At 67.6% G+C, this 24,885-nt stretch carries 31 protein-coding genes; 28 read left to right on the top strand and 3 right to left on the bottom strand.

Annotated features, from left to right (window positions below):
* The first annotated feature begins 252 nt into the window (after positions 1-252).
* The 4 genes from rpsL to tuf all read left to right on the top strand — a co-directional run bounded on the left by rpsL (position 253) and on the right by tuf (position 4,600).
* The gene (gene rpsL, locus OG866_RS17790; RefSeq protein ID WP_003948652.1) at positions 253-624 is read left to right on the top strand and encodes a 30S ribosomal protein S12; all 372 of its coding nucleotides are present in this window, start codon (positions 253-255) and stop codon (positions 622-624) included.
* 2 nt (positions 625-626) lie between these two features.
* A complete protein-coding gene (gene rpsG / locus OG866_RS17785; protein ID WP_003992340.1) occupies positions 627-1,097 on the top strand; it encodes a 30S ribosomal protein S7 in 471 nt (156 codons plus the stop codon).
* Between the two features lie 39 nt (positions 1,098-1,136).
* The gene (gene fusA, locus OG866_RS17780) at positions 1,137-3,263 is read left to right on the top strand and encodes an elongation factor G (RefSeq protein ID WP_329335832.1); all 2,127 of its coding nucleotides are present in this window, start codon (positions 1,137-1,139) and stop codon (positions 3,261-3,263) included.
* A 143-nt stretch (positions 3,264-3,406) separates the two neighbouring features.
* Entirely contained in the window at positions 3,407-4,600 is a 1,194-nt protein-coding gene (gene tuf / locus OG866_RS17775; RefSeq protein WP_329335830.1) for an elongation factor Tu, read from the top strand.
* 110 nt (positions 4,601-4,710) lie between these two features.
* Here tuf and OG866_RS17770 read toward each other — a convergent pair whose 3' ends face one another.
* Both OG866_RS17770 and OG866_RS17765 read right to left on the bottom strand, forming a co-directional pair.
* Entirely contained in the window at positions 4,711-5,094 is a 384-nt protein-coding gene (locus OG866_RS17770; RefSeq protein WP_329335828.1) for a phage holin family protein, read from the bottom strand.
* Positions 5,095-5,139: 45 nt separating this feature from the next.
* Positions 5,140-6,132 (bottom strand): hypothetical protein, encoded by a 993-nt coding sequence (locus OG866_RS17765; protein ID WP_329335827.1) that lies wholly within the window; start codon positions 6,130-6,132, stop codon positions 5,140-5,142.
* Positions 6,133-6,241: 109 nt separating this feature from the next.
* Here OG866_RS17765 and OG866_RS17760 point away from each other — a divergent pair, with 109 nt between their 5' ends.
* Positions 6,242-6,517, top strand: coding sequence for a hypothetical protein (locus OG866_RS17760; protein ID WP_329335824.1), 276 nt, complete (start codon positions 6,242-6,244; stop codon positions 6,515-6,517).
* A 27-nt stretch (positions 6,518-6,544) separates the two neighbouring features.
* Here OG866_RS17760 and OG866_RS17755 read toward each other — a convergent pair whose 3' ends face one another.
* Entirely contained in the window at positions 6,545-7,531 is a 987-nt protein-coding gene (locus OG866_RS17755) for a hypothetical protein (RefSeq protein ID WP_329335822.1), read from the bottom strand.
* Between the two features lie 66 nt (positions 7,532-7,597).
* Here OG866_RS17755 and OG866_RS17750 point away from each other — a divergent pair, with 66 nt between their 5' ends.
* From OG866_RS17750 to OG866_RS17640, 23 genes are all read left to right on the top strand, one after another.
* Positions 7,598-8,377 (top strand): hypothetical protein, encoded by a 780-nt coding sequence (locus tag OG866_RS17750; RefSeq protein WP_329335820.1) that lies wholly within the window; start codon positions 7,598-7,600, stop codon positions 8,375-8,377.
* A 21-nt stretch (positions 8,378-8,398) separates the two neighbouring features.
* A complete protein-coding gene (locus OG866_RS17745) occupies positions 8,399-8,590 on the top strand; it encodes a hypothetical protein (protein WP_329335818.1) in 192 nt (63 codons plus the stop codon).
* A gap of 44 nt (positions 8,591-8,634) precedes the next feature.
* Positions 8,635-9,357 (top strand): hypothetical protein, encoded by a 723-nt coding sequence (locus OG866_RS17740; protein WP_329335816.1) that lies wholly within the window; start codon positions 8,635-8,637, stop codon positions 9,355-9,357.
* Positions 9,350-9,889 carry a hypothetical protein gene (locus OG866_RS17735; protein WP_329335814.1) on the top strand — a complete coding sequence of 180 codons (540 nt, stop codon included), beginning with the start codon at positions 9,350-9,352 and terminating at the stop codon, positions 9,887-9,889. Before OG866_RS17740 ends, OG866_RS17735 begins: the two co-directional genes overlap by 8 nt.
* Positions 9,880-10,503 (top strand): hypothetical protein, encoded by a 624-nt coding sequence (locus tag OG866_RS17730; protein ID WP_329335812.1) that lies wholly within the window; start codon positions 9,880-9,882, stop codon positions 10,501-10,503. The genes OG866_RS17735 and OG866_RS17730 overlap by 10 nt, the downstream gene beginning before the upstream one ends.
* Positions 10,504-10,634: 131 nt before the next feature.
* A complete protein-coding gene (locus OG866_RS17725) occupies positions 10,635-11,192 on the top strand; it encodes a hypothetical protein (RefSeq protein WP_329335811.1) in 558 nt (185 codons plus the stop codon).
* Between the two features lie 125 nt (positions 11,193-11,317).
* Positions 11,318-15,982, top strand: a complete 4,665-nt coding sequence (locus tag OG866_RS17720) for a DUF6531 domain-containing protein (RefSeq protein WP_329335809.1) — start codon at positions 11,318-11,320, stop codon at positions 15,980-15,982.
* Between the two features lie 45 nt (positions 15,983-16,027).
* Positions 16,028-16,993 (top strand): hypothetical protein, encoded by a 966-nt coding sequence (locus tag OG866_RS17715; RefSeq protein ID WP_329335807.1) that lies wholly within the window; start codon positions 16,028-16,030, stop codon positions 16,991-16,993.
* An 894-nt stretch (positions 16,994-17,887) separates the two neighbouring features.
* Positions 17,888-18,196, top strand: a complete 309-nt coding sequence (gene rpsJ, locus OG866_RS17710) for a 30S ribosomal protein S10 (RefSeq protein ID WP_003948644.1) — start codon at positions 17,888-17,890, stop codon at positions 18,194-18,196.
* A gap of 17 nt (positions 18,197-18,213) precedes the next feature.
* Entirely contained in the window at positions 18,214-18,858 is a 645-nt protein-coding gene (rplC, locus tag OG866_RS17705) for a 50S ribosomal protein L3 (protein WP_020135811.1), read from the top strand.
* A 7-nt stretch (positions 18,859-18,865) separates the two neighbouring features.
* Positions 18,866-19,522 carry a 50S ribosomal protein L4 gene (gene rplD / locus OG866_RS17700; protein ID WP_329335805.1) on the top strand — a complete coding sequence of 219 codons (657 nt, stop codon included), beginning with the start codon at positions 18,866-18,868 and terminating at the stop codon, positions 19,520-19,522.
* Positions 19,522-19,941, top strand: coding sequence for a 50S ribosomal protein L23 (rplW, locus tag OG866_RS17695; protein ID WP_329335803.1), 420 nt, complete (start codon positions 19,522-19,524; stop codon positions 19,939-19,941). The genes rplD and rplW overlap by 1 nt, the downstream gene beginning before the upstream one ends.
* 38 nt (positions 19,942-19,979) lie before the next feature.
* Complete coding sequence (gene rplB / locus OG866_RS17690; protein WP_030788280.1) at positions 19,980-20,816, top strand: 50S ribosomal protein L2; 837 nt, start codon at positions 19,980-19,982, stop codon at positions 20,814-20,816.
* A gap of 12 nt (positions 20,817-20,828) precedes the next feature.
* Positions 20,829-21,110 (top strand): 30S ribosomal protein S19, encoded by a 282-nt coding sequence (rpsS, locus tag OG866_RS17685; RefSeq protein ID WP_003992359.1) that lies wholly within the window; start codon positions 20,829-20,831, stop codon positions 21,108-21,110.
* Between the two features lie 44 nt (positions 21,111-21,154).
* Entirely contained in the window at positions 21,155-21,502 is a 348-nt protein-coding gene (rplV, locus tag OG866_RS17680; RefSeq protein WP_003974262.1) for a 50S ribosomal protein L22, read from the top strand.
* Positions 21,502-22,332: a 30S ribosomal protein S3 gene (rpsC, locus tag OG866_RS17675; protein ID WP_329335800.1), complete on the top strand. Its 831-nt coding sequence runs from the start codon at positions 21,502-21,504 to the stop codon at positions 22,330-22,332. Before rplV ends, rpsC begins: the two co-directional genes overlap by 1 nt.
* Positions 22,333-22,337: 5 nt before the next feature.
* Entirely contained in the window at positions 22,338-22,757 is a 420-nt protein-coding gene (rplP, locus tag OG866_RS17670; protein WP_004927269.1) for a 50S ribosomal protein L16, read from the top strand.
* On the top strand, positions 22,757-22,981 hold the full coding sequence (gene rpmC / locus OG866_RS17665; RefSeq protein WP_005481220.1) for a 50S ribosomal protein L29: 225 nt from the start codon (positions 22,757-22,759) through the stop codon (positions 22,979-22,981). Before rplP ends, rpmC begins: the two co-directional genes overlap by 1 nt.
* Positions 22,981-23,268, top strand: a complete 288-nt coding sequence (gene rpsQ / locus OG866_RS17660; RefSeq protein WP_046263523.1) for a 30S ribosomal protein S17 — start codon at positions 22,981-22,983, stop codon at positions 23,266-23,268. Before rpmC ends, rpsQ begins: the two co-directional genes overlap by 1 nt.
* A gap of 98 nt (positions 23,269-23,366) precedes the next feature.
* Entirely contained in the window at positions 23,367-23,735 is a 369-nt protein-coding gene (gene rplN / locus OG866_RS17655; RefSeq protein ID WP_003992364.1) for a 50S ribosomal protein L14, read from the top strand.
* Positions 23,736-23,737: 2 nt separating this feature from the next.
* Positions 23,738-24,061: a 50S ribosomal protein L24 gene (gene rplX, locus OG866_RS17650; protein ID WP_006376030.1), complete on the top strand. Its 324-nt coding sequence runs from the start codon at positions 23,738-23,740 to the stop codon at positions 24,059-24,061.
* On the top strand, positions 24,061-24,618 hold the full coding sequence (rplE, locus tag OG866_RS17645) for a 50S ribosomal protein L5 (protein ID WP_030619154.1): 558 nt from the start codon (positions 24,061-24,063) through the stop codon (positions 24,616-24,618). The genes rplX and rplE overlap by 1 nt, the downstream gene beginning before the upstream one ends.
* A 5-nt stretch (positions 24,619-24,623) precedes the next feature.
* The gene (locus OG866_RS17640; protein WP_003956452.1) at positions 24,624-24,809 is read left to right on the top strand and encodes a type Z 30S ribosomal protein S14; all 186 of its coding nucleotides are present in this window, start codon (positions 24,624-24,626) and stop codon (positions 24,807-24,809) included.
* Positions 24,810-24,885: the final 76 nt, after the last annotated feature.

Here is a 24,885-nt window from a genome sequence, read left to right as displayed (position 1 = left end):
CCCCGCCCTGGGGGTGAGGTCCATTTGTTTTGACCGCAGCGAATGAGGTAGGTACGCTCAGACCTTGTGCCTGGGGTGTGCCCTGGCTCTTGTGCGTGTCTTCAGCCGCATCGGGAGCCGTGACACGGCCACCGTAATCTGCGCTCTTCTCGTCTTGCGGCGAGGGTCTACCGGATTCGACACACCCGACCGCGTGGGTCGGCGACGTTCCAGGTTAGCTTCACCATTCGGCACACAGAAACCGGAGAAGTAGTGCCTACGATCCAGCAGCTGGTCCGGAAGGGCCGGCAGGACAAGGTCGAGAAGAACAAGACGCCCGCACTCGAGGGTTCCCCTCAGCGCCGTGGCGTCTGCACGCGTGTGTTCACGACCACCCCGAAGAAGCCGAACTCGGCCCTGCGTAAGGTCGCGCGTGTGCGTCTGACCAGCGGGATCGAGGTCACTGCTTACATTCCGGGTGAGGGACACAACTTGCAGGAGCACTCCATCGTGCTCGTGCGTGGTGGCCGTGTGAAGGACCTGCCTGGTGTTCGCTACAAGATCATCCGTGGTTCGCTTGACACCCAGGGTGTCAAGAACCGCAAGCAGGCCCGCAGCCGCTACGGCGCCAAGAAGGAGAAGTAAGAATGCCTCGTAAGGGCCCCGCCCCGAAGCGCCCGGTCATCATCGACCCGGTCTACGGTTCTCCTCTTGTCACGTCGCTCATCAACAAGGTGCTGCTGAACGGCAAGCGCTCCACCGCCGAGCGCATCGTCTACGGCGCCATGGAGGGCCTCCGCGAGAAGACGGGCAACGACCCGATCATCACGCTGAAGCGCGCTCTGGAGAACATCAAGCCGACCCTCGAGGTCAAGTCCCGCCGTGTCGGTGGTGCGACGTACCAGGTCCCGATCGAGGTCAAGCCCGGTCGCGCCAACACGCTCGCGCTGCGCTGGCTGGTCGGTTACTCCCGCGCCCGTCGCGAGAAGACCATGACCGAGCGTCTGCTCAACGAGCTTCTCGACGCCTCCAACGGCCTCGGTGCCGCTGTGAAGAAGCGCGAGGACACCCACAAGATGGCCGAGTCCAACAAGGCCTTCGCGCACTACCGCTGGTAGTCGCTACCCCCATCGAGACCGAGAGAAGACTGAAGCCTTATGGCTACCACTTCACTTGACCTGGCCAAGGTCCGCAACATCGGGATCATGGCCCACATCGACGCGGGCAAGACGACCACCACCGAGCGGATCCTCTTCTACACCGGCGTCAGCTACAAGATCGGTGAGGTCCACGACGGCGCCGCCACCATGGACTGGATGGAGCAGGAGCAGGAGCGTGGCATCACGATCACCTCTGCTGCCACCACCTGTCACTGGCCGCTCGAGGACAACGACTACACGATCAACATCATCGACACCCCGGGTCACGTGGACTTCACGGTCGAGGTGGAGCGTTCGCTCCGCGTCCTCGACGGTGCCGTCACCGTGTTCGACGGTGTCGCGGGTGTGGAGCCGCAGTCCGAGACGGTGTGGCGTCAGGCCGACCGTTACGGCGTGCCGCGTATCTGCTTCGTGAACAAGCTTGACCGTACCGGCGCGGAGTTCCACCGCTGCGTCGACATGATCAAGGACCGTCTCGGTGCGCAGCCGCTCGTCATGCAGCTGCCCATCGGTGCCGAGATGGACTTCAAGGGCGTTGTGGACCTGGTCCGCATGAAGGCGCTCGTGTGGTCCGCCGAGGCCGCCAAGGGCGAGATGTACGACGTCGTCGACATCCCGGCCACGCACACCGAGGCTGCCGAGGAGTACCGCGGCAAGCTCATCGAGGGCGTCGCCGAGAACGACGAAGAGATCATGGAGCTGTACCTGGAGGGCGTCGAGCCCACCGAGGAGCAGCTGTACGCCGCGATCCGTCGTATCACCATCGCGTCCGGCAAGTCCAAGGACGTCACGGTCACCCCCGTGTTCTGTGGCACCGCGTTCAAGAACAAGGGCGTCCAGCCCCTGCTCGACGCGGTCGTGCGCTACCTGCCGACCCCGCTCGACGTCGAGGCCATCGAGGGCCACGACGTCAAGGACCCCGAGGTCGTCATCAAGCGCAAGCCGTCCGACGAGGAGCCCCTCTCGGCGCTGGCGTTCAAGATCATGAGCGACCCGCACCTCGGCAAGCTCACCTTCGTCCGGATCTACTCCGGTCGCCTGGAGTCCGGCACCGCCGTGCTGAACTCCGTCAAGGGCAAGAAGGAGCGCATCGGCAAGATCTACCGTATGCACGCGAACAAGCGTGAGGAGATCGAGTCGGTGGGCGCCGGCGACATCGTCGCCGTCATGGGCCTGAAGCAGACCACCACCGGTGAGACGCTGTCCGACGACAAGCAGCCGGTGATCCTGGAGTCCATGGACTTCCCGGCGCCGGTCATCCAGGTCGCCATCGAGCCCAAGTCGAAGGGCGACCAGGAGAAGCTGGGCGTCGCGATCCAGCGCCTCGCCGAGGAGGACCCGTCGTTCCAGGTCCACTCGGACGAGGAGACGGGCCAGACCATCATCGGTGGTATGGGCGAGCTGCACCTTGAGGTGCTGGTCGACCGTATGCGCCGTGAGTTCAAGGTCGAGGCCAACGTCGGCAAGCCGCAGGTGGCCTACCGCGAGACGATCCGCAAGGCCGTCGAGCGCGTCGACTACACGCACAAGAAGCAGACTGGTGGTACCGGCCAGTTCGCCAAGGTGCAGATCGCGATCGAGCCGATCGAGGGCGGCGACGCCTCGTACGAGTTCGTGAACAAGGTGACCGGTGGTCGTATCCCGAAGGAGTACATCCCTTCGGTCGACGCCGGTGCGCAGGAGGCCATGCAGTTCGGCATCCTCGCCGGGTACGAGATGACGGGCGTCCGCGTCACGCTTCTCGACGGTGCCTACCACGAGGTCGACTCGTCCGAGCTCGCGTTCAAGATCGCCGGTTCGCAGGCCTTCAAGGAGGCCGCGCGCAAGGCGTCCCCCGTGCTTCTCGAGCCGATGATGGCCGTCGAGGTCACCACGCCCGAGGACTACATGGGTGAGGTCATCGGCGACATCAACTCCCGCCGTGGTCAGATCCAGGCCATGGAGGAGCGGGCGGGTGCCCGCGTCGTGAAGGGCCTCGTGCCCCTTTCGGAGATGTTCGGCTACGTCGGCGACCTGCGCAGCAAGACGTCCGGCCGTGCGAGCTACTCCATGCAGTTCGACTCCTACGCCGAGGTTCCGCGGAACGTCGCCGAGGAGATCATCGCGAAGGCCAAGGGCGAGTAACGCACACCGTTCACACGCTTTAGGCTTGACACCGACCGCCGGGGATCGCCCGGCACGGGAGAACCCCGGCGGGCGGCATCCCAGCAAAGATCACCTGGCGCCGATGAGTAAGGCGTACCAGAACCACTCCACAGGAGGACCCAGTGGCGAAGGCGAAGTTCGAGCGGACTAAGCCCCACGTCAACATCGGCACCATCGGTCACATCGACCACGGTAAGACGACCCTCACGGCCGCCATTACCAAGGTGCTGCACGACGCGTACCCCGACCTGAACGAGGCCTCGGCCTTCGACCAGATCGACAAGGCTCCTGAGGAGCGCCAGCGCGGTATCACGATCTCCATCGCGCACGTCGAGTACCAGACGGAGACGCGTCACTACGCCCACGTCGACTGCCCCGGTCACGCGGACTACATCAAGAACATGATCACGGGTGCGGCGCAGATGGACGGCGCCATCCTCGTTGTCGCCGCGACGGACGGCCCGATGCCGCAGACCAAGGAGCACGTGCTCCTGGCCCGCCAGGTCGGCGTTCCGTACATCGTCGTCGCCCTGAACAAGGCCGACATGGTGGACGACGAGGAGATCCTGGAGCTCGTCGAGCTCGAGGTCCGTGAGCTCCTCTCCGAGTACGAGTTCCCGGGCGACGACCTGCCGGTCGTCAAGGTCTCGGCGCTCAAGGCGCTCGAGGGCGACAAGGAGTGGGGCGAGTCCGTCCTCAACCTGATGGCCGCCGTCGACGAGTCGATCCCGACCCCCGAGCGTGACGTCGACAAGCCGTTCCTCATGCCCGTCGAGGACGTCTTCACGATCACCGGTCGCGGTACGGTCGTCACCGGCCGTATCGAGCGTGGTGTCCTGAAGGTCAACGAGACCGTTGACATCATCGGCATCAAGCAGGAGAAGACCACCACCACGGTCACCGGCATCGAGATGTTCCGCAAGCTGCTCGACGAGGGCCAGGCCGGTGAGAACGTCGGTCTGCTCCTCCGTGGCATCAAGCGCGAGGATGTCGAGCGCGGCCAGGTCATCATCAAGCCCGGGTCGGTCACGCCGCACACCGAGTTCGAGGCCCAGGCCTACATCCTGTCCAAGGACGAGGGTGGCCGCCACACGCCGTTCTTCAACAACTACCGTCCGCAGTTCTACTTCCGTACGACGGACGTGACCGGCGTGGTGACCCTCCCCGAGGGCACCGAGATGGTCATGCCGGGTGACAACACCGAGATGAAGGTGGAGCTCATCCAGCCCGTCGCCATGGAAGAGGGCCTGAAGTTCGCCATCCGTGAGGGTGGCCGGACCGTGGGCGCCGGCCAGGTCACCAAGATCAACAAGTAAGTCTTGTTGGCTTGAACGCCTGGTAGCTCGCTCATTGAGCTCCTGAAGGGGCCCGTACGACTTCGGTCGTGCGGGCCCTTTCGCGTTGTGCGGTCGCGTCGGGTGTCGGCTTATGCGGCGGCTTCGGGTGTCGGCTGCGGGCCGATGGCCATGAGCGCGAGGACGGTGAGCCGTACGACGACTCCGCCGAGCAGCGCGGCGAGGAAGCCGTCGACATGGAGGCTTCCCGTCTGCGAGCCGATCCAGGAGACGAGCAGCCAGATGAGGGTGTCCTGGACGATGCCGACCGCGGCGAGGATCAGCAGGGCGATCGGGGGAGCGGTGCGGATGCTGCTGGGATAGCTGGAGATCAGCTGGTTCACGACGAGGAACACGATGCCGGGCAGCAGCGCCGCCCAGGCCACGTTGTCGTCGATCGGCCGTATGCCGGGCAGCAGGACGGCGGCGAGAACCACGCCGAGGTAGGCGCCGAGGGCGCGTCTTCGCTTGTACATGGGCGTGATCATGCGGCCGGTTCGGCGGCCCGGGCAAGATGCGCGTTACTGCATGTTCTGTACATGCGGGTGGCGGTACGAGGCCGTACAGACGTAGATCTGAAGGCAGTAGCCGCGGCCGATGGTGAGCTGGGTCTCGCGGGCGGGTCCGTCGACGTGGTGCCCGGTGTAACCGGCGTCCTCGACCGGGCGCCAGCTGCCGCTGCCGCCGTCCCATTCGTTGCCGTCGATGGTGAGCAGCGGCTGCACGGCCGCGCCGCACTCGGGGCAGGCCATGGGGAACGGGTCGCTGAAGCTCCAGGGGGCGTGGCCGGCGACTTTGCTGCCCGGGGCGACGGAGAGGTCGTACTGGTAGTGGAAGCCGGACTGGTCCTCCCAGGCGTGGATCCGGTCGGCGAGGTCGGCGGGGAGTTCGTGCGGGGCGGGGTATTCCGTGACCGTCTCCGGGTGCAGGAGGCAGGGCTCGGGGAGGTAGTCGTCGTTGCCGATCACCGAGGGGCGCGGGGTGGTGGTGAGGGGGTCGGTGATGTCGGCGGCGGACCGCCAGCGGAGTTCGGTGGCCGGCAGATAGTCCTCGTCGTGGTCGAACGGGCACCAGAGCAGTTGGAGCAGGTCGGTGCCCGGCGGGCGGGGGAGGTCCGGGGCGTCGGTGGCGTACAGCTGGAGGACCGGGATCAGAGGGAGGGGGCCGTCCTGGGGGATGCGGGTGGCTTCGCCGATGCGGTCGAGGGTGGCGCGTTCGGCGGGGGTGAGTTGGTCGGCGTCCGGGGTGTGCGGGCGGCTCCAGGCCTCGCGGAGGATGCGTCGGCGGAGGTGGATGTCCTCGGGTGCCTGGCCGTGGTGCCAGGGGCCGGTGTGGTCCGGGCAGGTGGGCCAGGGTTCGTCGGCGGGCCAGAGGAGGGGGCCGCCGAGGGAGCTGTCAGTGGGGGTGGGGGCGCCTGCGCGGGGGTGGAGGCGGATGGTGTCGCGGGCGAGGGCGGCGAGCTCGGGGAAGTGGGCGGTGATGTCCGTCGGGCGGGGTGGGGTGGTGCGGGTCATGGGGGGAGGTTATGCGGTGAACGGTGGCGAACGGTGACGGACGCTGGTGAACGGTGGGGGTGAGCAGGGGAGTTGGGAGTCTCGCCGGTCGAGTCGAGCCCTAGTGGGGGTGCGTAGCGTACTTGTCGCCCATGGCTCGGTGGTCTTCGTCGACGGAGGGACGTGCCCGATGATGCTGACGGTCGATGTGGCGGTGTTGTTGGCCGTCATCCTCGTCCTGCGGTTGCGGCGGACGGTGCATGCGCGGAGTCGGTCCGACCAGAGCGTGACGGTGGGGCTCGCGCTGGTGTTCGGGGTGTTGGTGGCGCCGACGGCGTTCGGGCACGGGGTGCTGGACGCGGTGGGGCAGGTGGTGGAGGGGGTCTCGGGGGTCGGGGGCCCTTGAGGCGGCGAGGGTGCCAGTCGGCTCGGGTCACTGGATGTACTGCTGATGCGGGTGGTCGTACGACGTCGTACAGACGTAGAGCTGGAGAGCGTGGTCGCGGCCGATGTTGAGATGGGTGGGGCGGGCCGATTCGGTGCCCTCGCCCGGCCACCAGCTTCTGGTGCCGCCGTCGCACTCGTAGCCGTCGATGGTCAGCAGGGGCTGCATGGGCGCGCCGCACTCGGGGCAGGCCATGGGGAACGGGTCGATGTAGCTCCAGGGAGCGTGGCCGCCGACCTTGCAGCCCGGGGCGACGGCGAGGTCGTACTGGTAGACCACGCCGTGGGCCTCGGCCCAGTCCTCGACGCGGTCGGCGAGGGGCTCGGGGAGTTCGTGCGGGGCGGGGTATTCGGTGACGGGTTCCGGGTGGAGGACGCAGGGTTCGGGGAGGTAGCGGTCCTTGCCGATGACGGACGGCTGGGGCGGGGTGCCGAGAGGCGTGCGGATGTCGGCCGCCGTGCGCCAGCGGAGTTCGGTGCGGGGTGTGGTGCCCATGGGGCCTTCGTGGTCGAAGGGGCACCAGAGGAGTTGGAGGAGGTCGGTGCCGGGTGGGGCGGGGAAGGCGACGGCCTCGGGGATGTCGCGGGCGTAGAGCTGCGTGATGGGGAGCAGAGGGATCGGGCCCGGCTGGGGGATGATCCTGGGTTCCGAGGCACGGTTGACGACGACCCGCTCCTCGGGCGTGAGGAAGTCGGTGCCCTCCGTGCGGGGGCGGCTGTGGGCCGCGGCGAGGATACGGCGGCGGTGGCGGACCTCGTCCGGGGCGTGGCCGAGATGGGTGGGGGCGTCGTGCTCCGGGCAGGTGGGCCAAGGTTCGTGGGCCGGCCAGCGGAGAGGGCCGCCGAGAGAACTGTCCGCCGCGGTGGGGGAGCCCGGGCGGGGGTGGAGGCGGATGGTGGTGCGGGCCAGCGGGGCGAGCTCGGGGAAGTGGGCGGGCACGTCGAGGGGCCGGGGCGGAGTGGTGAGGGGCGGCATGGGGGGAGGGTATGCGGGGAACGGGGCGTCGGGCTGGGGTAGTTGTGCGGGATCTACGATGTGCCGATGGTGGATCTACGTGCGGTACTGGCGGACTTCCCTGGTGTGACGCCCTTGGCCGGGCTGTCGGACGCCTGGTACTGGTCGTCCTTCTCCCGCTTCGGCTTCGCGGGGGCGCTGAGCGCCGACGGTGAGCGGCTGCTTCAGGTGAGCGGGCGGGACTCGTACGACGAGGAGCTCGCGGTTGCGGTACTTGGGTTCGCGCGGGAGCGGGAAGGTGAGCTCTTCGCCCGCAATGCTCACTGGGGTGCGCTCGGAGGGTTCCAACCGCCGCCAGGGCGACGGGACTTCGACGTCGTGGTCGGTGTCTCACCCGACGTCCACCGCTTCTACTCCGTGGAGCGTCCGGAGCTGACCCCGCACGTACGGCTGGTCTTCCCGGCGTACGCCTGCGAGTTCTCCGCCGCGGCCGACGAGACCCTCGACGAGGCCGTCACCCGCTATCGGATGCTGCGGCCGAACGAGCTGGGCCGGGATCCGTTGCCGTATCTGAGGATGCGGTACGCCAACACCCGTACGCAGAGCCGGAGTACGAACCGTGGGCGGGGCTTCACCGAGCCGCGGCTGCTCGTCGAGGAGCTGCGGTGGATGGAGGGCGCGGAGGGGAGCTTCGTCGAGTTCGAGAACCGGCATGGGCGGGTGTGGCGGGTGGAGTGGCACGGAGGGTGGTTCCTCGCCGAGCACGGGGAGGAAAGCTGGGGGGCTCCTCGTGAGGTCGGGGCCGAGGAGGTTGTTCAGTTCGCGACGGCTCGGCTGTACGACCCGGACGGTGCGGTATGCCGCTGACGCGCATGAAGGGGCAGCGCCGTGAGCATGCGGTCGGCGATGTGTTTCTTCGACGCCGGGCGCGGTGGCTACGCGGATGAGAACGACCTGGTGATCCCTGAACGAGTGGAACCGTGCGGTTGGTTCGCGCTGACCAACTTCGAGCACTTCCAGTACGAGCTGGACGAGACGCTGGCCGGCCGGCCGCCGCTCGTGCCGTATCCGAAAGTGTGAGGGTCTTGTTCGACGTACGAGCTGTGGTCGAGGGATTTCACGGGGTGCGACCGCTTGCCGGTCTGTCCGACGCGTGGTCCTGGTCGCCGGTGCCGGGGCTGGACTTCGCGGCGGCGCTGAGCGAGGACGGGCGGCGTCTGTTCCAGGTGAACGCCCGTGACACGTACGACGAGAGGCTCGTGGTCGCGCTGCTGAGGGCCGCGCGCGAGAACAGTGCACGGCTGCTGGCCGACGGGGTATTGCTCGGCACGGTTCCTGGCTTCCGGTACCCCGGCCGGGGCTTCGAGGTGATCGCGGCCGCACGTCCCGGGGTCCACAGGTACCACGAGGTGCGGCAGCCTGAGTTGCAGCGGGTCACCTGGGCCGTGTTTCCGGGCTACGCGTGCGAGTTCGCCGCCCCGGACCGGTACCACTCCCTCGGGGACGCCCGGGAGAGCTTCCGCCGGTTCCTGTCCCCGGCCGACCTCAGCAGACAGCAGCCCGCGCCCTTCCTCCGGGTGTGGTACGACAACACGGTCACCAAAGGAGGGACGGACGCTCCGGAGGGAATCCTCGTGGCGCGGACGACGCTCTACCGCGAGATCAGGCTGCTGGAGGGAGCGCCGGGAAGCTTCGTGCGCTTCGAGAACTTCCGGGGCCAGGTCTGGCAGGTCGCGTGGGACGAACAGCACGCCTGGACCCTGGGGTCGGGGGCGGTCCCTGTCCCGTCGCGGTGCCTTGGACTCGCCGAGCTGCTCTCTTTCGCGGAGGAGTCACTGCATGCCTGAGCCTCGCACCCGTCTGGACAGCCGGTTCCTCGTACTGGAACGGCTGGTTGAGCTTGACAGGCTCACCGGCCCCGCGGCGGCAGCGGTCCTCGAAGACTCCGGCTGGGCGGGTGAGCGTCGGGATCCGGGGAAGGAATGGGCGACGACGTGGCGCCGTGACGATGTGCACGCCTGGATCCAGGAGGACGGGCCGTCCGTGCAGGTGGAGTTCACGCTCTGGTATCGCGAGGTCGAGGACGAGTGGCCGGACCCGGACACGTACATCGACGACCTGTACGACGCCGCGTCCGCCGAACACCGGTCGGCTGTGGCCGAGTTGAGGGTGGGCGCGCTCGGCGCCCGGCTGAAGCCGTCCGACGAGGACCTGACCGGCGGCGCGGACTACGTCGAGCACACCGCCTGGCGCGTGGCGGGCAAAGCCCTCCTCGCCGGCGTCAAGCACGACGACACCGAGGTGCCGGTGCAACTGGTCGTGGTGGTGCGGGAGTACGGCGTGGGCGCGGAGGACGACGAGGAGGGGGAGTGGCTCTGACGGGGACGGGAGCAGGTCCGGCGGGCGAGCCCTTGGCGGTGTACCGGCTGATGCCGAGCATGAAGCGATTCCGGACCCTCTCCCTGGAGGGACACGGCCACCGCAGGCTGATCCGCTGGCTGCGCACCGGTGCCGCCGAGGAGCTACCGGAGTCGCTGCGCGCCGAGTGGGTCGGTGATCCGCGGCTGCGCCGGGCCGAGTTCCCCTGCGGATATCCGGGGGCGCCGGTGTTCAGCCGCCGGGTCGCCGATCTGCTGGCACACGACCTCAAGGCGGCGGGCCGGCAGCTCCCGGTCGTCCCGGAGGACGCCGACCCGTCCGTCGAGCCGCCCTACGTCCTCCAGCTCGTCGAGCAGGTCGTCGACTGTGTCGACACCCGCAGGTCCGCCAAGCCCAAGAAGGTCACAGGCCAGATGAAGACCACGGTCTTCCACCCTGACGCCCTCCCCTCCCACATCCCCGCCTTCCGCGTGCCCGAGTTCCCGGGCGGCGTCCACTGGAACGGCTGGGCGGTACGCTGCCTGACCGATCTCCTCGGCGACGACCTGGAGGCCCGCCTGATCTGGTCCGAGGACCGGAACCTGGCCCCGCATCCGGCCCCTTGGGGGTTCTGAACCAGCCTGGAGAGCGCTATGAGCGGCTACATCCGCTACGCGAGCGAGGACGCCCCCTGCAACCGCTGACAAGCACGAGGCTCGCGCGGGAAGTTTTCGCGCCCCTCGGCGGAGTGGTGGAGGTCGGGGCGGTGAACGCCACCGGCACGTGGGTGCTCGCCGATGCCTCGGTGGGGGAGTTCCTGGCGCGACGGCACGCTGACGTCGAGCGGGTGATGGACGGGGTCCGGAAGGCGTGCGGGTTCGACGACGTGGCCATGCGGATGGCGGACGAGGTCGGCTGGTTCCGTGACTACAAGGTGGACGCGGCGCATCTGCTGCTGTGGTCCGCGGGCATCACGGGAGTCCCGGACCAGCTCGAAGGACTCGACGAACCGTCCGTGATCCGGCGCATGTGCCGCATGGCAGCGGACCTGCAACTCACGGAGTTCCTGCACGCCGTGATCACGGCCGCCGTCGCGGCGAGGACGGAGCCCCGGCGAGGCGCGGCGGCGATCGTCGACGTACTCACGATCGCCTCCGACCTCGCGGACGCGACGGGTGGCGTCGCGCCGGTGCAGGTGTTCAGGACATGGCGGGTCGCCCATCTGCCGGGCATCCTGCTGCCGCGATCGGACGCTCCGGGGTACGGCAAGGCGGGGTTCCGGGCGTATGACGAGGAGTTGGAAGCGCTGCTCGTCGGCGACTGACGTCCACCTGAACCTGCCGAACCGATACCCCGGCGACAGGCTGACCTTTTCGCCGAACGGCTGTTCCAGGTAAGTTCGCGTGTGCATACGGTTGTTGACGATGCACGCGTGACGGGGGTTGCGGTATGGCGGGGCATCGGCCCACGGACTGGCATGTCCTGGATCTGGACAAGGATCCGACGCCGGGTGATCCGGACCGGATCAAGCGGCTGGCGAAGACACTTCACGATTTCGCCGACGATGTCTCGGACGCCCTCCGCCTGGTGAACGGCATGGCGGGTGAGGACACCTTGCTGGAGTGGGCGGGCAAGTCGGCTGAGGTCTTCAAGGACGAGTTCGGCGATGTTCCGAAGAACCTGAAGAAGCTGAAGAAGTCGTACGAGTTGTGCGGGGACGCGCTGACCGACTTCTGGCCGAAGCTGGAGCGGGCGCAGGCGTTGGCCGACCGGGCGTTGGCCAAGGGGCGTGAAGCACAGAGCGACCTCTCCTCCGCCAGCTCCCGTCTCACGTCGGCCGATTCGTGGGTGACGCGGGCGAACAAGGAAGCCGACAAGTACAAGGACGACCCCACCGGCAGCAAGTCCGGCGGTGACAAGCCGGACGAGTCGAAAGTCCGTGCCGCCACCCGCGATGCCCAGCACGCCAAGACCGCCCAGACCAGCGCCCAGTCGGACGTAGACAACGCGCAGGACGCCCTCGCCGCCGCGAAGAAGATGGCCGCCGACGCGCGGAAGATGCGTGAGGAGGCCGCCCACACCGCGAAGACGAAGATCGACGAGGCGTCCGACGCCGGCATCCAGAACCGGTCGTGGTGGGAGGAGGTCGGGGACTGGTTCACGGACAACTGGGACAACATCGTCGCGGTCTGCAAGATCGTCGTAGCGGTCGTCGGTGTCATCGCGATGATCATCGGCGGGCCGATCCTCGGCGCGATCGTCCTGATCGCGGCCCTCGTCGTACTCGCGGACACGCTTTACAAATATTCCAAGGGCCAGGCCTCCCTATGGGACGTAGGTCTGGCCGCGCTCGACTGCATACCCGGCATGAAGGGCCTGACCACCCTCGGTGGCCTCGCCAAGGGGCTCAAGGGCCTGAGCAAGCTGGGGCTCAAAGGTATGGCCCAGGGCGTCAAGGGCCTCGGCAAGAGCGCGCGGAGCATGCTCGGCAAGTCGCAGGACGCTTTCGCCCGTATGAAGTCGAAGATCCGGCAGGGCCTGAGCGACCCGATCGACATGGCCACCGGCATGATGTTCCTCCCGCAGACGGACGTGGAACTGCCCGGCGCCCTGCCCCTTGTCTTCCAGCGGCGCGTCCAGTCCGACTACCGGGCCGGCTGGTGGTTCGGCCCCTCGTGGACATCCACCATCGACCAGCGTCTCGAGGTCGACTCGGCGGGTGTCGTGCTCGTCACCGATGACGGACAGCTTCTGTCCTACCCACACTCCACGGATTCGGGCGAACCGGTGTTCCCGGACGTAGGACCGCGCCTGCCGCTCATGCGTCTCGATGACGGCGGATACCAGGTGGAGGATCCCTTCGGCGGCCTGGTCCTCCGCTTCGGGCAGCCGGGGGCCGACGGCTGTGCCCTGCTGCGCACGCTGACCGACCGCAACGGACACCGGCTCCGGTTCGACCACGACGAAGAAGGCGTGCCGACCGGCATCCGTTCCTCCGGCGGCTACCACCTCCGGCTCACCGCGGACGACGGGCTCATCACCGCCCTGCACCTCGTCGGTGGGGCCGAGACCGGTGAGGACGCTCTGATCAGGCGTTACGTGTACACCGACGGGAACCTCACGGAGGTCCACGGCCCTGTCGGGCTCCAACTGCGCTTCGAGTACGACGACAGGCTGCGGGTCGTCGCCTGGACCGACTCCAACGGCAGCCAGTACCACTACACGTACGACGACGAGGACCGCTGCACAGCCGAGGGCGGTGAAGCCGGCCATTACACACTGTCCCTCGACTACGAGGGCACACACCCGGATTTTCCGGGGATGCGCGTCACCACCGCCACCACGGGGGAGGGGAGCGTGTCCCGGTACGTCATCGACGACGCCTTCCTGGTGGTGGCGGAGATCGATCCCATCGGTGCGATCAGCCGTACCGACTACGACCACCTCCACAACGTCACGGGGCGCACCGATCCCCTGGGCCATCACACCCGGATCGTCAACGACGAGCACGGAATGCCCACGCGTGTCATCCGCCCCGACGGCCTCGAAACCTCGGTCGAGTACAACGCCCTGCGACTTCCCGTCCTCATCCGCCAGGAGGACGGGACGACGATCCACCACACCTACGACGAGCGCGGCAACCACACGTCGGTGACCGATGAGTCGGGCGCCACGACGACCTTCGCCTACGACGACGCGGGTCACCTCGTCTCGGCGACGGACGCCTTGGGCAACACCCTCTCCGTTCGGAACAACCCGGCGGGCCTTCCGGTGGCGGTGACCGACCCGGCGGGAGCCACCACGCTGCACGAGTACGACGCGTTCGGCCGGCTGTGCGCCGCGCTGGATCCCATGGGTGCCGGGGTCCGGCTGTGGTGGTCGGTGGAGGGGCAACTGCTGCGCCGGGTGGGTCCGTTGGGCGGTGAGGAGTCGTGGACGTACGACGGTGAGGGCAACTGCCTGAGCCACACCGACAGCGAAGGCCGGACGACTCGCTACGAGTACACGCACTTCGACGCGGTCGCGGCGGAGATCCGGCCCGACGGCAGCCGGTACGAGTTCGAGCACAACACGACCCTCCAGCTGACGAAGGTCGTCGACCCGCGAGGTCTGGCCTGGCACTACGAGTACGATCCCGCGGGCCGGCTGACCGCCGAGATCGACTTCGACGGCCGACGGGTGGGTTACGAGCACGATGTGGCGGGTCGGCTCACTGCCCGGGTGAACGCGGTGGGGCAACGGGTTGAGTACGAGTACGACGAGTTCGACCGGACGACGGCCAAGACGGTCGACGGCTCCACCACCCGCTATGAGCGCGATGTCATGGGCCATGTCCTGCGGCTCGTGAATCCGTTCAGCGAGGTGTCCTACGAGCGGGACACGATCGGTCGTGCCATCTCGGAGTCGGTCGACGGCCGGGTGCTGCTGCGGGAGTACGACCGGCTGGGCCGCCCGGTGCGCCGGGTCACGCCTGCCGGTGCGGCGACGGCATACACGTACGACAAGGCCGGCCGGGTCTCCTCGATGGACTGTTCCGGCCGGCCGCTGCGCTTCTCCTACGACGTGGCGGGGCGTGAGCTCGCCCGATCGCTCGCTCGCACGGGGCTCACGCTGTCCCGTACCTGGGACCGTGCCGGCCGTCTCGCCGAACAGACGGTGACGGGCGCCGCGGGCACACTGCTGCGGCGTGGATACGGCTACCGCGCCGACGGCCACCTGGTCGAGATCGACGAAGGGACGGCCGGTCCGCGCCGTTTCGCGCTCGACCACGCCGGCCGCGTGACCGGCGTCGAGGCGCGCGGCTGGCGCGAGTCGTACGCCTACGACGCGAACGGCAACCAGACCCACGCGGAGTGGCCCGACCGGCATCCGGGCCCGGAAGCCCGGGGCGACCGCGACTACCGCGGCAACCGGCTCGTACGGGCCGGTTCAGTTCACTACGTCCACGACGCCGCGGGCCGCATCGTCGTACGCCGCAGGATCAGGCTCTCCCGCAAGGCCGACGTCTGGCACTACACCTGGGACGCCGAGGACCGGCTGACAGCGGTGACGACACCCGACGGCACGGTGTGGCGCTACCTGTACGACCCGCTCGGCAGAAGGACGGCCAAACAACGCCTCGGTGCCGATGGCAGCACCGTGGTCGAGCAGGTGCGGTTCACCTGGGACGGGGCGTACCTGGCGGAGCAGGAGGCCACCGGCCCCGATCTTCCCCACCCCGTGGTGACGAGCTGGGAGTACGACGACCTGCACCCGGTCGCGCAGACCGAACGGCGCGTGGACTCCCTCACGAGCCAGGAGATGGACTCCCGCTTCTTCGCCATCGTCACGGACCTCGTGGGAACCCCGACCGAACTCGTTGACGAGGAAGGCGACATAGCCTGGCGCGCCCGCGCGACCCTCTGGGGAACCACCAGCTGGAACCGGGACGCCTCCGCCTATACGCCCCTGCGGTTCCCAGGCCAGTACTTCGACCCCGAGACGGGACTGCACTACAACTTCCAGCGCTACTACGACCCCGAGACCGCCCGCTATTTCAGCCCTGACCCGCTGGGTCTCGAACCGGCTCCCCATCCGCTCCTCTACGTCGCCAATCCGCTGCAGGGCTGCGACCCCCTCGGCCTCGCGCCCCGTTACGCCAACCGGCCGGAGCGGTACGCCTGGGGCGGCAGCGTCCGCTACGGGCCGACCGATCATCTCGGCCGCCCCACCGGCATATCCGCCGCTATCCGCAAGGAAATGGTGATCACACAGGGCACGGAGGCCGGAAAGATGTGGACCAAGGGCTGGCGCGGCCATGGAACCCTCTTCAACGAGGCGCGAGGTCACCTGCTCGGGAACGCGCTCGGTGGGGCGGGCAAGGGTCCCAACGCGCCTCACAACCTGGTGACCCTGACCCAGAACCCGACCAACCACCCCCATATGTACGAGATGTTCGAGAAGCCCATCGCGGACGCGGCCATGAAGGACGAGATCGTCCAGTACAGCGTGAAGCCGGTCTACGAAGGCACGAACCCGATTCCCATCCGCCTGGAGTTCGAGGCGTTCGGCAACAAGGGCTTCTCGCTCAGCGGCTTCCTGGACAACCCGGCGTCCGGTGTCAGGACGGCTTGACGAAGCCGTTGACTACGCTGCCCACTGCCGACGAACAGGAGCACCATGACGCGCACGACCTCTGAGCGCCCCGTGGACATCGAGGCGGCGATTCCCGAGCTGTCCGCATACCGCGGTGCCGGTACCCGGCTGCACCCACGGCCGGGCGCGCCAGGCCCCGAGCACAGTTCCGTCGGCGGGCCTCTGCTCTGGCCCGCGGGCGAACCGTGGCCGCAGTGCACGGTGCCGCACAAACGCCGGTTCGGTGAGCGGCTCAGCGAGGTCCGGACAGCCAGGAGAGTGCTTGCCGGCGAACCGACCGAGGAGGAGTACGAGCTGCTCCGTTCCTTCAAACGCGGCCGCCACGCGCCCTGGCTCACCGACACGGACCCGATTCCGCTGCTGCCGGTCGCCCAGCTGTACACGCGGGACGTGCCGGGACTGAATCTGCCGGGTGACGCGGATCTGTTGCAGGTCCTCTGGTGCCCGTTCAACGCGCACGGCGAGGAACGGAACGTCGGCGTGCACCTGTTCCGACGCCGGAGCTCCGATGTCACCGAGGTGCTGGCCGAGCAGCCCGAGCCGGTGGTTGTGGGCCGCGCCGAGTACGTACCGAATCCCTGTGTGCTGCACCCGGAACGGATCACGGAGCACCAGTGGGGAGACCTGCTGTCCTACGCGATCCGTGAGCGCCTCGACGAGTGGGAGGACTGGGAGGACGAGGATGCCGTCAGCTATCAGTTCGATCTGTCCATTCCGCCGGGCTGGAAGGTCGGTGGATTCGCCGCGTGGCCGGTCACCGGGCCGCAGGACGTGGTGTGCGGCTGTGGGCAGCGGATGGAGCTGCTGCTGACGATCGACAGCAGGGAGTGGGACCGCGGAACGCGCAGCTGGGTCCCGGTCGAGGACCGCGACGCGGCGGACACGGCGGCGAACACCCCGACGGGGGTCGTCGTGGGCCGCAACGGCCGCCTCATGATCTTCGTCTGTCCGGAGGACTGGTCGCACCCGCATCGCACCGTATTGCAGTAGGACCGCCGACGAGCTTCCGGCGGTGCTGCTACGAGGGCGCCGTGTCGCTGACGGCCGAAGGATGGGGCCCGGTGGGGGCGAACTCGCCTGCCTCCCGACAGGGCCGGCGGGAGGCCCTCGGCACCGGTGACCGGAAGCCCCGATTGCAGCCGGCTGCGCAGTCGATCATCGGGTGAATGACGGTGGGAGCGGTGCTGGGCGACGGCGGGAGGGACGGTGTGGGGGCCGCGAGGAACGCGGTGAGCCGGTGGGCGTGCAAGGCCGCGGGGTGGCGCAGGGGTTCCGGGAGGTTCGAGGTCAGCGAGTGGCGTACGGCGCTGGGGCGCGCGCCGCGTTCGAGCCGGGCCGAGACGGCCCGAACCCTGTCCACGCGGCCCAAGTCGTTGCGCTCCAGGGTTCGGCATCGGCGTCGACGGCGTTCCAGATCAGCTCTTCGACCGCGCCGACGGGTCCCGAAGCCGGGCCGGCTCGGTGACGTGCTCACGACGGAACCGCTCGGCCGGGACGCCACTGGTGTTTGACCTACGTCACTCCCGGGGTATTGTCTCCGGCTCGATTGGCCAGCCCCCCGCCCCATATGGCAGACTGTCGGAGTTGCTCGGTCGAGTGTTGATGCTGCGCGCCTCCCGCCGGGAGGACCGGAAGCGAGTCCCACAGTACTCGTCGCCCTAACTGCCACACGGCAGCGCTGGGGCGGACGTACGGGAATCTTTCGGGAAGCAAGGTACGGCACAGGCCAGGCACCTGGTGATTCTCTTTCTCAGGCAAGGGATGTTCGGACAAGGGACATCTGTGTCAGCGAAAGCGCGACACGCCCGACCGCGTGGGTCGGAGCGAGGGTCAGGAACACCGGGTTCCAGAGCGTTAAACGAGACAAAGGACTACTGAGTAGCCATGGCGGGACAGAAGATCCGCATCCGGCTCAAGGCCTACGACCACGAGGTCATCGACTCCTCGGCGAAGAAGATCGTCGAGACGGTGACTCGCACTGGTGCGTCGGTCGCGGGCCCGGTGCCGCTGCCCACTGAGAAGAACGTGTACTGCGTCATCAAGTCGCCGCACAAGTACAAGGACTCGCGCGAGCACTTCGAGATGCGCACGCACAAGCGCCTGATCGACATTCTCGACCCGACGCCCAAGACCGTTGACTCTCTGATGCGACTCGACCTCCCGGCCGGTGTCGACATCGAGATCAAGCTCTAGGGATCGGTGATCTGAGAATGGCTAAGCAGATCAAGGGCATCCTGGGCGAGAAGCTCGGCATGACGCAGGTGTGGGACGAGAACAACCGCGTTGTTCCGGTCACCGTCGTCAAGGCCGGCCCCAATGTCGTCACCCAGGTCCGCACGAACGACGTCGACGGCTACGAGTCCGTCCAGATCGCGTTCGGCGAGATCGACCCGCGCAAGGTGAACAAGCCCCTCAAGGGCCACTTCGCCAAGGCCGATGTCACGCCGCGTCGCCACCTCGTCGAGATCCGCACCGCGGACGCCTCCGAGTACACCCTCGGCCAGGAGATCACCGCTGAGGTGTTCGAGGCCGGGATCAAGGTCGACGTGACCGGCAAGAGCAAGGGCAAGGGCTTCGCCGGTGTCATGAAGCGTCACAACTTCAAGGGCCTCGGCGCCGGTCACGGCACCCAGCGCAAGCACCGCTCCCCCGGTTCCATCGGTGGCTGCGCCACCCCGGGCCGCGTGTTCAAGGGCCTCCGCATGGCGGGTCGCATGGGCAACGAGCGGGTCACCACCCAGAACCTGACCGTCCACGCCGTTGACGCGGAGAAGGGTCTGCTGCTCATCAAGGGCGCTGTCCCCGGTCCGAACGGCGGCCTCGTCCTGGTCCGCACCGCGGCCAAGGGGGCCTGAGGTACCGATGAGCACTGTTGACATCCTTTCGCCTGCCGGCGAGAAGACCGGAAGCGTCGAACTCCCCGCGGAGATCTTCGGCGTGGAGAAGGTCAGCATCCCGCTGATCCACCAGGTCGTCGTCGCGCAGAACGCGGCTGCCCGTCAGGGCACCCACAAGACCAAGACCCGCGGCGAGGTTCGTGGTGGCGGTAAGAAGCCTTACCGTCAGAAGGGCACCGGCCGTGCGCGCCAGGGCTCTACCCGCGCGCCGCAGTTCGCCGGTGGTGGCGTCGTGCACGGTCCCGTGCCGCGTGACTACTCGCAGCGGACCCCGAAGAAGATGAAGGCTGCCGCGCTGCGTCACGCCCTCACCGACCGGGCCCGCAACAACCGCATCCACGTCGTCACCGGCGTGATCGAGGGCGACTCCCCGTCCACGAAGGCCGCTCGCACGCTGTTCGGCAAGATCTCGGAGCGCAAGAACCTGCTCCTGGTCGTCGACCGCGCCGACGAGGCCGCGTGGCTGTCCGCCCGCAACCTGCCCCAGGTGCACATCCTGGAGCCGGGCCAGCTGAACACGTACGACGTGATCGTCTCGGACGACGTGGTCTTCACCCAGGCCGCTCTCGAGTCCTTCGTCGCCGGCCCGAAGGCCAACGACACCGAAGGGACTGAGGTCTGATGGCTATCCGTCACCCCTCTATCGCCTCCAAGGCGGCCAAGGCCGCCAAGGCCGCGCGCGTCGCCAAGGCGCGTCGTCACGCCGCCGAGGGCAAGAACACGGTCGAGACGCCGCTCAGCAAGTCGTTCACGGACCACCGTGACGTGCTGCTGAAGCCGGTCGTGTCGGAGAAGAGCTACGCGCTCCTCGACGAGGGCAAGTACACGTTCATCGTCGCCCCCGACGCCAACAAGACCCAGATCAAGCAGGCCGTCCAGGCGGTCTTCTCGGTCAAGGTCACGGGCGTGAACACGCTCAACCGCCAGGGCAAGCGCAAGCGGACCCGCACCGGTTTCGGCCAGCGTGCCGGCTCCAAGCGCGCGATCGTGACCCTTGCTGAGGGCGACCGTATCGACATCTTCGGCGGTCCGACCGCGTAAGCGGGTCGGATCGTCCGATATCGGACGAGGACTGAGAAATGGGAATCCGCAAGTACAAGCCGACTACGCCGGGCCGTCGTGGCTCCAGCGTCGCCGACTTCGTCGAGGTCACGCGGTCCACGCCGGAGAAGTCGCTGGTTCGCCCCCTGCACAGCAAGGGCGGCCGTAACAATTCCGGTCGTGTCACCGTTCGCCACCAGGGTGGCGGACACAAGCGCGCCTACCGCGTGATCGACTTCCGTCGTCACGACAAGGACGGCGTGCCGGCGAAGGTCGCGCACATCGAGTACGACCCCAACCGCACCGCGCGCATCGCGCTGCTGCACTACGCGGACGGCGAGAAGCGCTACATCCTCGCCCCGCGCAACCTTCAGCAGGGTGACCGCGTCGAGAACGGTCCCGGGGCCGACATCAAGCCGGGCAACAACCTGGCGCTCCGCAACATCCCGGTCGGTACCACGATCCACGCGATCGAGCTCCGTCCCGGTGGCGGTGCCAAGTTCGCCCGCTCCGCCGGTGCCTCCGTGCAGCTGCTCGCGAAGGAGGGCTCGATGGCCCACCTCCGCATGCCTTCCGGTGAGATCCGCCTGGTCGACCAGCGCTGCCGCGCCACGGTCGGCGAGGTCGGCAACGCCGAGCAGAGCAACATCAACTGGGGTAAGGCCGGCCGTAAGCGCTGGCTGGGCGTTCGCCCGACCGTCCGTGGTGTCGCGATGAACCCGGTCGACCACCCGCACGGTGGTGGTGAGGGCAAGACCTCCGGTGGTCGCCACCCGGTCTCGCCGTGGGGTCAGAAGGAGGGTCGTACTCGTTCGCCGAAGAAGGCTTCGAACAAGTACATCGTCCGCCGCCGCAAGACGAACAAGAAGCGCTAGGAGCGGGTTTAGATGCCGCGCAGTCTCAAGAAGGGGCCCTTCGTCGACGACCACCTGATCAAGAAGGTGGACGCCCAGAACGAAGCAGGCACCAAGAACGTCATCAAGACCTGGTCCCGTCGCTCCATGATCGTGCCGGCCATGCTCGGCCACACGCTCGCGGTGCACAACGGCAAGACCCACATCCCGGTGTTCGTCACCGAGTCGATGGTCGGTCACAAGCTCGGCGAGTTCTCGCCGACTCGTACCTTCCGGGGTCACGTCAAGGACGACCGGAAGTCGAAGCGCCGCTAGTAGCGGATCGCATTCAGACACGTAAGTAACTGAGAGGGACAACCATGGAAGCCAGGGCCCAGGCGCGGTACATCCGCGTTACGCCCATGAAGGCCCGCCGCGTGGTGGACCTTATCCGTGGCATGGATGCCACGGAGGCTCAGGCTGTTCTGCGATTCGCTCCGCAGGCAGCCTCCGTGCCGGTCGGCAAGGTGCTCGACAGCGCCATTGCCAACGCCGCGCACAACTACGACCACACCGACGCCGACAGCCTCTTCATCTCCGAGGCGTACGTCGACGAGGGTCCGACCCTGAAGCGGTTCCGGCCGCGCGCCCAGGGCCGTGCCTACCGGATCCGCAAGCGGACCAGCCACATCACCGTGGTCGTCAGCAGCAAGGAAGGAACCCGGTAATGGGCCAGAAGGTTAACCCGCATGGGTTCCGGCTCGGCATCACCACGGACTTCAAGTCCCGTTGGTACGCCGACAAGCTGTACAAGGACTACGTCAAGGAAGACGTCGCCATCCGTCGGATGATGACGTCCGGCATGGAGCGCGCCGGTATCTCGAAGGTGGAGATCGAGCGCACCCGTGACCGTGTGCGTGTGGACATCCACACCGCGCGTCCGGGCATCGTCATCGGCCGCCGTGGCGCCGAGGCCGACCGCATCCGCGGTGACCTCGAGAAGCTCACGGGCAAGCAGGTCCAGCTGAACATCCTCGAGGTCAAGAACCCCGAGACGGACGCTCAGCTGGTTGCTCAGGCCGTTGCCGAGCAGCTCTCCTCCCGCGTCTCCTTCCGTCGCGCCATGCGTAAGAGCATGCAGTCGGCGATGAAGGCCGGCGCCAAGGGCATCAAGATCCAGTGCGGTGGCCGCCTCGGCGGCGCCGAGATGTCCCGCTCGGAGTTCTACCGCGAGGGCCGCGTGCCCCTGCACACGCTCCGCGCGAACGTGGACTACGGCTTCTTCGAGGCCAAGACGACCTTCGGCCGCATCGGTGTGAAGGTCTGGATCTACAAGGGCGACGTCAAGAACATCGCCGAGGTCCGCGCCGAGAACGCTGCGGCCCGTGCGGGTAACCGCCCGGCCCGTGGTGGCGCCGACCGCCCGGCCCGCGGTGGCCGTGGTGGCGAGCGCGGCGGGCGCGGTCGTAAGCCGCAGCAGGCTGCCGGCGCCGAGGCCCCCAAGGCCGAGGCTCCCGCCGCCGCCGCTCCGGCTGAGAGCACCGGAACGGAGGCCTGACCGACATGCTGATCCCCCGTAGGGTCAAGCACCGCAAGCAGCACCACCCGAAGCGCCGTGGTCAGGCCAAGGGCGGTACGACGGTCGCGTTCGGCGAGTACGGCATTCAGGCCCTCACGCCGGCGTACGTGACCAACCGCCAGATCGAGGCGGCCCGTATCGCGATGACCCGCCACATCAAGCGTGGCGGCAAGGTCTGGATCAACATCTACCCGGACCGCCCGCTCACGAAGAAGCCTGCCGAGACCCGCATGGGTTCCGGTAAGGGTTCGCCGGAGTGGTGGATCGCGAACGTGCACCCGGGCCGGGTCATGTTCGAGCTGTCCTACCCCAACGAGAAGATCGCCCGTGAGGCCCTGACTCGCGCAGCCCACAAGCTGCCGATGAAGTGCCGGATCGTCAAGCGCGAGGCAGGTGAAGCGTGATGTCGGCCGGTACCAAGGCGTCCGAGCTGCGCGAACTGGGTGACGAGGAGCTGCTGAACAAGCTCCGCGAAGCCAAGGAAGAGCTGTTCAACCTCCGCTTCCAGGCGGCGACGGGTCAGCTCGAGAACCACGGTCGGCTCAAGGCCGTCCGTAAGGACATCGCGCGGATCTACACCCTGATGCGTGAGCGCGAGCTGGGCATCGAGACGGTGGAGAGCGCCTGATGAGTGAGAGCAACGTGACTGAGCAGACTGCAGAGGCCCGCGGCTTCCGCAAGACCCGTGAGGGTCTCGTCGTCAGCGACAAGATGGACAAGACCGTCGTCGTCGCCGTCGAGGACCGCGTCAAGCACGCGCTGTACGGCAAGGTCATCCGCCGTACGAACAAGCTCAAGGCGCACGACGAGCAGAACGCTGCCGGCGTCGGCGACCGGGTCCTCCTCGCGGAGACCCGCCCGCTGTCCGCCACGAAGCGCTGGCGCATCGTCGAGATCCTCGAGAAGGCCAAGTAATTCCTGCGGCCAACCCCGCAGGTCAGTTCCGCCAGGCTCGGCAGGGGCGCTCGTACTGAGGCCCCTGCCGGGAACCGGCAGACAAACAGGAGATAGACGTGATCCAGCAGGAGTCGCGACTGCGTGTCGCCGACAACACTGGTGCGAAGGAGATCCTTTGCATCCGTGTGCTCGGTGGCTCCGGTCGCCGCTACGCGGGCATCGGTGACGTCATCGTCGCCACCGTCAAGGACGCGATCCCCGGCGGCAACGTGAAGAAGGGTGACGTCATCAAGGCGGTCATCGTTCGCACCGTCAAGGAGCGCCGCCGTCCGGACGGCTCGTACATCCGCTTCGACGAGAACGCCGCTGTCATTCTGAAGAACGACGGCGACCCTCGTGGCACCCGCATCTTCGGCCCGGTGGGCCGGGAGCTGCGCGAGAAGAAGTTCATGAAGATCATCTCGCTGGCTCCGGAGGTGCTGTAAGCATGAAGATCAAGAAGGGCGACCTGGTCCAGGTCATCACCGGTAAGGACAAGGGCAAGCAGGGCAAGGTCATCGCGGCCTTCCCCCGCGAGGACCGCGTCCTGGTCGAGGGTGTCAACCGGGTCAAGAAGCACACCAAGGCCGGCCCCACCGCCAAGGGTTCGCAGGCCGGTGGCATCGTCACGACCGAGGCGCCTGTCCACGTCTCCAACGTCCAGCTGGTCGTTGAGAAGGACGGCAACAAGGTCGTCACGCGTGTCGGTTACCGCTTCGACGACGAGGGCAACAAGATCCGCGTTGCCAAGCGGACGGGTGAGGACATCTGATGGCTACCACCACCACTCCGCGTCTCAAGACGAAGTACCGCGAGGAGATCGCGGGCAAGCTGCGTGAGGAGTTCTCCTACGAGAACGTCATGCAGATCCCCGGCCTCGTCAAGATCGTGGTCAACATGGGTGTGGGCGACGCCGCCCGCGACTCCAAGCTGATCGACGGCGCGATTCGCGACCTCACCACGATCACCGGTCAGAAGCCGGCCGTCACCAAGGCCCGCAAGTCCATCGCGCAGTTCAAGCTGCGTGAGGGCCAGCCGATCGGTGCCCACGTCACGCTCCGTGGCGACCGCATGTGGGAGTTCCTGGACCGCACCCTGTCGCTCGCGCTCCCGCGCATCCGCGACTTCCGTGGTCTGTCCCCCAAGCAGTTCGACGGCCGTGGCAACTACACCTTCGGTCTCACCGAGCAGGTCATGTTCCACGAGATCGACCAGGACAAGATCGACCGTACCCGGGGCATGGACATCACCGTGGTGACCACGGCGACCAACGACGCTGAGGGCCGCGCGCTCCTTCGTCACCTCGGCTTCCCCTTCAAGGAGGCGTGAGCGAGATGGCGAAGAAGGCTCTGATTGCCAAGGCTGCTCGTAAGCCCAAGTTCGGTGTGCGTGCGTACACCCGCTGCCAGCGCTGCGGCCGTCCGCACTCCGTGTACCGCAAGTTCGGCCTGTGCCGCGTGTGCCTTCGTGAGATGGCTCACCGTGGCGAGCTGCCGGGCGTGACCAAGAGCTCCTGGTAGTCCCTGCTTTTAGGGACTCCAAGGGCTCTCGGTAAGCAATGGGCGTGTCAGGCGCCCTCCTCTCCATGGCTTAGGC

The sequence above is a fragment of the Streptomyces sp. NBC_00663 genome, from assembly GCF_036226885.1.
Lineage (GTDB): Bacteria > Actinomycetota > Actinomycetes > Streptomycetales > Streptomycetaceae > Streptomyces.
The sequence above is the reverse complement of the archived record's forward strand: the minus strand, read 5'-3'. Positions and strand labels throughout refer to the sequence as shown.